General features: G+C 57.2%; 4 protein-coding genes. All 4 read left to right on the top strand.

Annotated elements, in window-relative coordinates:
* The first annotated feature begins 153 nt into the window (after window positions 1–153).
* The 4 genes from map (at window position 154) to AUC61_RS25325 (ending at window position 6,221) form a co-directional block, all read left to right on the top strand.
* The gene (gene map / locus AUC61_RS25340) at window positions 154–936 is read left to right on the top strand and encodes a type I methionyl aminopeptidase (RefSeq protein WP_122665215.1); all 783 of its coding nucleotides are present in this window, start codon (window positions 154–156) and stop codon (window positions 934–936) included.
* Between the two features lie 41 nt (window positions 937–977).
* Complete coding sequence (locus AUC61_RS25335) at window positions 978–3,674, top strand: [protein-PII] uridylyltransferase (protein ID WP_243248972.1); 2,697 nt, start codon at window positions 978–980, stop codon at window positions 3,672–3,674.
* A gap of 77 nt (window positions 3,675–3,751) precedes the next feature.
* On the top strand, window positions 3,752–4,945 hold the full coding sequence (dapC, locus tag AUC61_RS25330; RefSeq protein ID WP_243248974.1) for a succinyldiaminopimelate transaminase: 1,194 nt from the start codon (window positions 3,752–3,754) through the stop codon (window positions 4,943–4,945).
* A gap of 382 nt (window positions 4,946–5,327) precedes the next feature.
* Window positions 5,328–6,221, top strand: a complete 894-nt coding sequence (locus tag AUC61_RS25325) for a hypothetical protein (RefSeq protein WP_243248971.1) — start codon at window positions 5,328–5,330, stop codon at window positions 6,219–6,221.
* Window positions 6,222–6,224: the final 3 nt, after the last annotated feature.

Genomic DNA, 6,224 nt, shown 5'->3' with positions numbered 1-6,224 from the left:
TATAGCAGCCTTCACCCCACCAACGGATATACACACAAAACTAAAAGCGCCCGGCACCCTATATAAGGAAGCAACAATCCCCCACCTGCGACGGTCTGGTAGAATCGCCGTTTTCCGTATTAGCCGCGCCGCCTGTGCGCCGAGAGAGTTCGTATGACCGTCACCATCAAAACCCCTGAAGACATCGAAAAAATGCGCATTGCCGGTCGTCTGGCTGCCGATGTCCTGGAAATGATCGGTGCTTACGTCAAACCTGGCGTCACCACCGAAGAGCTGGACCGCATCTGCCACGACTACATCGTCAATGAGCAGAAAGCGATACCCGCACCGCTGAATTACAAAGGTTTCCCCAAGTCGATCTGCACTTCGATCAACCATGTCGTGTGCCATGGCATCCCGAATGAGAAGCCGTTGAAAAATGGCGACGTGCTGAACATCGATGTCACCGTGATCAAGGATGGCTACCACGGCGACACGAGCAAGATGTTCCACGTAGGCAAAGTGCCTGAGTGGGCCGAGCGCCTGTCGAAAATCACCCAGGAATGCCTGTATAAAGGCATCGAGATCGTCCGCCCGGGCACCACTCTCGGTGATATTGGCGAAGTCATTCAGAAGCACGCGGAAAAAAGCGGCTTCTCTGTAGTCCGTGAGTATTGCGGGCACGGCATCGGCAAGGTGTTCCATGAAGAGCCGCAAGTCGTCCATTACGGCAAGGCAGGCGAAGGCATGGCACTGGTCGAAGGCATGACCTTTACCATCGAGCCAATGATCAACCAGGGCCGCGCCGAAACCCGCCTGCTGGGTGATGGCTGGACTGCAATCACCAAGGACCGCAAGCTGTCGGCACAGTGGGAACACACCATTCTGGTCACCGCTGACGGCTATGAGATTTTCACCCTGCGCAGCGACGACACCATCGCCCGCACATCAGCCTGATCACAACGCTCGCTTGATCTAGATAAAAGGAAAGCAGTTCCATGCCGCAGGTGGATCCCGATTTGTTCGACCGTGGTCAGTTCCAGGCCGAACTGGCGTTGAAAGCGAGTCCGATTGCCGCATTCAAGAAAGCCATCCGCAATGCGCGGGAGGTGCTTGATGCGCGCTTCAAGTCAGGCCGCGATATCCGCCGTCTGATCGAAGACCGCGCCTGGTTCGTGGACAACATCCTGCAACAGGCATGGGACCATTTTGACTGGAGCGAAGAAGCAGACATCGCGTTGCTCGCAGTCGGTGGTTACGGCCGCGGCGAACTGCACCCTTACTCGGACATCGACCTGCTGATCCTGCTGGACAGCGCCGATCACGAAGTTTTCCGTGAGCCCATAGAGCGCTTTCTTACCCTGCTCTGGGACATCGGCCTGGAAGTAGGGCAAAGCGTACGCTCGGTAGACGAATGCGCAGTGGAAGGCCAGGCCGACCTCACGGTGATCACCAACCTGATGGAGAGCCGCACTATCGCAGGGCCCGAGCGTCTGCGTCAGCGCATGCTCGAAGTCACCAGCCCGAAACAGATGTGGCCCAGCAAAGAGTTCTTCCTGGCCAAGCGTGCCGAGCAGAAAACCCGGCATCACAAGTACAACGACACCGAGTACAACCTGGAGCCTAACGTCAAAGGTTCGCCCGGAGGCCTGCGGGATATCCAGACCATTCTCTGGGTCGCCCGGCGTCAATACGGCACCCTGAACCTGCATGCACTGGCGGGCGAAGGCTTTTTGCTGGAAAGCGAAAACAACCTCCTCGCCTCTTCTCAGGAGTTCCTCTGGAAGGTGCGTTACGCCCTGCACATGCTGGCAGGTCGCTCCGAAGATCGCCTGCTGTTCGACCATCAGCGCAGCATCGCCAGCCTGCTGGGCTATCAGGACAGCGACGCCAAGCTGGCCATCGAACGCTTCATGCAGAAGTACTACCGGGTAGTGATGAGCATCGCGCAGCTCAGCGACCTGATCATTCAGCACTTCGAAGAGGTCATCCTGACCGATGACGAAGGTGCGAGCACTCAGCCGCTCAACTCACGCTTCCAGGTGCATGACGGTTACATCGAGGCGACCAACGCGAACGTATTCAAACGTACGCCGTTTGCCATGATCGAAATTTTTGTGCTGATGGCTCAGCACCCGGAAATCAAAGGTGTGCGCGCCGACACCATTCGGCTGCTGCGCGAACACCGGCATTTGATCAACGATGATTTCCGTAACGACATTCGCAACACCAGCCTGTTTATCGAGCTGTTCAAATGCGAATTAGGCATTCATCGCAACCTGCGCCGCATGAACCGTTACGGCATCCTGGGTCTGTATTTGCCCGAGTTCGGTCACATCGTCGGGCAAATGCAGCATGACCTGTTCCACATCTATACGGTTGATGCGCACACGCTGAACCTCATCAAGCACTTGCGCAAGCTCCAGTACACACAGGTGTCAGAGAAATTCCCGCTGGCCAGCAAGGTCATGGGCAGGCTGCCGAAGCCTGAGCTGATCTACCTGGCAGGCCTGTACCACGACATCGGCAAGGGCCGCGGCGGCGACCACTCGGAGCTGGGCGCGGTGGATGCCGAAGCGTTTGGCATTCGCCATCAACTGCCTGCCTGGGACACGCGTCTTATCGTCTGGCTGGTCAGCCATCACCTGGTGATGTCCACCACAGCTCAGCGCAAGGACTTGTCCGATCCGCAAGTGATCCACGATTTCGCCCAGTTTGTCGGCGATGAGATTCACCTGGATTACCTCTATGTGCTGACGGTTGCTGATATCAACGCCACCAACCCGACACTCTGGAACTCATGGCGCGCCAGCCTGCTGCGTCAGCTCTATACCGAAACCAAGCGCGCCCTGAAGCGCGGCCTGGAGAACCCGGTAGACCGCGAAGAGCAGATACGACGCACCCAAATTGCCGCGCTGGATATTCTGGTTCGTAACGGCACTGACCCGGACGACGTGGAACAACTCTGGTCCCAACTGGGCGATGACTATTTCCTGCGTCATACAGCAGGCGACGTGGCCTGGCACAGCGATGCGATCCTGCAGCAACCGACGGATGGCGGTCCGCTGGTTCTGATCAAGGAGACCACCCAGCGCGAGTTCGAAGGCGGCACGCAGATTTTTATCTATGCGCCTGATCAACATGACTTCTTCGCCGTAACTGTGGCGGCAATGGACCAGTTGAACCTGAACATTCATGACGCCCGGGTCATCACCTCAAGCAGCAGGTTCACCCTCGACACCTATATCGTGCTCGACAACGATGGCGGCTCGATTGGCGATAATCCTGTGCGCATCAAGGAAATTCGCGACGGCCTGACCGACGCATTGAGGAACCCGGACGACTACCCGACCATCATCAAACGTCGTGTACCGCGCCAGCTCAAGCATTTTGCCTTCCCGCCGCAGGTCACGATCCACAACGATGCTCAGCGCCCGGTAACGATCCTGGAGCTTTCCGCCCCCGATCGCCCCGGTCTGCTGGCACGGATCGGCAAAATCTTTCTGGAGTTCGACCTGTCACTGCAAAACGCCAAGATCGCGACGCTCGGCGAGCGGGTGGAAGACGTGTTCTTCATTACCGACGCCAATAACCAGCCGCTGTCCGATCCGCAGCTGTGCAGTCAATTGCAGGACGCCATCGTCGAGCAACTGAACGTCAACCACGAGCCCGGCGAATTGCGCATCAGTATCTGAGTAAACCCTGACGCTGTTCAATGAATCGACTTACGGCGCTCACTGACTTGAGCGCCCTGCTTCTGGAAGCCAGCCCCATGAATAACGCGATGCAATTGCTTCAGCCCTACCCTTTCGAAAAGCTTCGCGCCCTGCTAGGCAGCGTGACGCCAAACCCGGAAAAGCGCCCGGTCGCGCTGTCCATTGGTGAACCCAAGCATCGCTCGCCAGACTTCGTCGCCAAAGCCATGACTGACAACCTTGACCAGATGGCGGTCTATCCGACCACATTGGGCATCCCGGCGTTGCGCGAAGCCATCGCCGGTTGGTGCGAGCGTCGTTTTGGCATACCTGATGGCTGGCTGGACCCGGCGCGGAACGTGCTGCCGGTCAACGGGACTCGCGAAGCGCTGTTTGCCTTCACCCAGACCGTAGTCAACCGTGGCGATGACGCGCTGGTGGTCAGCCCGAACCCGTTTTATCAAATCTACGAAGGCGCAGCGTTTCTGGCTGGCGCGAAGCCTCACTACCTTCCATGCCTGGTCGAGAACGGTTTCAACCCGGACTTCGACGCAGTGTCTGCCGATATCTGGAAGCGCTGCCAGATCCTGTTCCTGTGCTCGCCGGGCAATCCAACGGGCGCGTTGATCCCGCTGGAAACCCTGAAAAAGCTGATCGCTCTGGCTGACGAGCACGACTTCGTGATTGCTGCGGACGAGTGCTACAGCGAGCTGTACTTCGACGAACAAACCCCGCCTGCGGGCCTGCTGAGCGCCTGCGTGGAACTGGGCCGCAAGGATTTCAAACGTTGCGTGGTATTCCATAGCCTGTCCAAGCGTTCGAACCTGCCGGGGCTGCGCTCAGGCTTCGTTGCTGGCGATGCAGAGATCCTCAAGGCCTTCCTGCTCTATCGCACCTACCACGGCTGTGCGATGCCTGTACAAACTCAACTGGCCAGTATCGCTGCCTGGAACGACGAAGAGCACGTACGCGCCAACCGCGCTTTGTATCGCGAGAAGTTTGATGCAGTGCTGGAAATCCTCGCACCGGTCATGGACGTACAACGCCCCGACGGTGGCTTCTACCTATGGCCGAGTGTCGGCGGCGACGATGCTGCGTTTTGCCGGGATCTGTTCGTTGATCAACATGTAACCGTGGTTCCTGGCTCCTATCTGTCCCGCGAAGTGGACGGCTTCAACCCGGGTGCAGGACGCGTACGCCTGGCACTGGTTGCACCGCTGGCTGAGTGCATCGAAGCCGCTGAGCGGATTCGCGACTTCATTACCAAGTGATGCTTACTCCCCACGGCATGCAATGTGCCGTGGGGTATTGATCGATATAAGAGAAAAACGCCCCTCCCCTTGTAGGAGTGACCGGGGTGGCGATCCACATTGCTCGCGATAGCTATTTACCAATCAAAAACAATTCGCCTGATTAAACGCTATCGCGAGCAATGTGAATCGCCACCCCGGTCACTCCTACAGGTCCAATGCTGGCTAAACGACAAAGTGATGTCAGCAACAAGTGGGCTCCTATCAAAATCTTCTTCAGAAAGTGCCGAAGCCCTGTTTCGCGGAGAGACTCGATGGTTTAAGGGCTCCAAAGCCCCCACCCCCCGTTCAGAAATATGTATCAGAGCCGATACAAACTAACACTCACGTCATGGATGAACATATGAGCCTGTTATCGACACTCTCCAACATCGGCACGGCGGCCTACAACGGCGTCACTGCAGTAACCAACCCGACAAAGACTGCTAACGCCTCAACGACTGCTCAGGAACAGGAAACATCAAGCGTCGATAAGGCGACCTTTTCCAACGCAGCGCTTGAACTCAGTCAGAAAACCTCCTACGCCTCAAATCTGTATCCGACCCGCGCCGGCATGAGTGCCAACGCCTTGCTGATGGCCGTCGCCAACCCTGCTTTGGCCTCAAGCTCCAAAGGGCTGACATTTACAGAAGTTGCCACTGACGCCCGTGCCCGCATGGACGACAAGTACGCACAGATGAAAGCCAGCGGGACACCGTATTCCCGCGACCAAAGCGCTGATACCCACTCGTTGCTGGGAGATCTTGACCGAAGGTCTCTGTACGCCGTGAGCAGCAATGAAGGCGGCCTGTTTACCAAAGCCGAGCAGGAGGCAGCAACTGACGCAATGAATCGCCAATTAGGGCTGGCAATGGGGCTGTACAGCGGTTCGATAGCCCTCGGCGAAGACTTCGTCGATCCGTACAAAGGTGACGATCTCCAGCGCTTCAAGGTTGGACTGAAGTTCATGAATCAGGTCAGCAGTGAAGAAAAAAATTCTGCGGCATGGCTAAACCTCCACACGAATCTGGAAGAAGGCATAGCCAGCCTGGAAAACCCAGAGAAGCCCAAGGTCCAGAAAACCTTGTTCGACGTCATTGCTGAAATGAACTCGGAGAAAGTCGAGGAGGAAGAGGAAGAGGAGGATGAGGATGTGCCTGGCACAACCAAACCAGGCTCGACGGGCCAGACGCCTCAGCCGAGCCCCATTGCAAACGTACCGAGCGCGGCATCCGGCACTGAAAAGCCATCCGCGTAAAAC

This window comes from Pseudomonas maioricensis (genome assembly GCF_022790535.1).
Classification (GTDB): Bacteria; Pseudomonadota; Gammaproteobacteria; order Pseudomonadales; family Pseudomonadaceae; genus Aquipseudomonas; species Aquipseudomonas maioricensis.
Note: the sequence above shows the minus strand (reverse complement) of the source record. Positions and strands in the feature narration are given on the sequence as shown.

Bases quoted from the DNA above. Each gene is read 5' to 3' on its own strand.
- map (WP_122665215.1), top strand. From the start codon at position 154: ATGACCGTCACCATCAAAACCCCTGAAGACATCGAAAAAATGCGCATT.
- AUC61_RS25335 (WP_243248972.1), top strand. From the start codon at position 978: ATGCCGCAGGTGGATCCCGATTTGTTCGACCGTGGTCAGTTCCAGGCC.
- dapC (WP_243248974.1), top strand. From the start codon at position 3,752: ATGAATAACGCGATGCAATTGCTTCAGCCCTACCCTTTCGAAAAGCTT.
- AUC61_RS25325 (WP_243248971.1), top strand. From the start codon at position 5,328: ATGAGCCTGTTATCGACACTCTCCAACATCGGCACGGCGGCCTACAAC.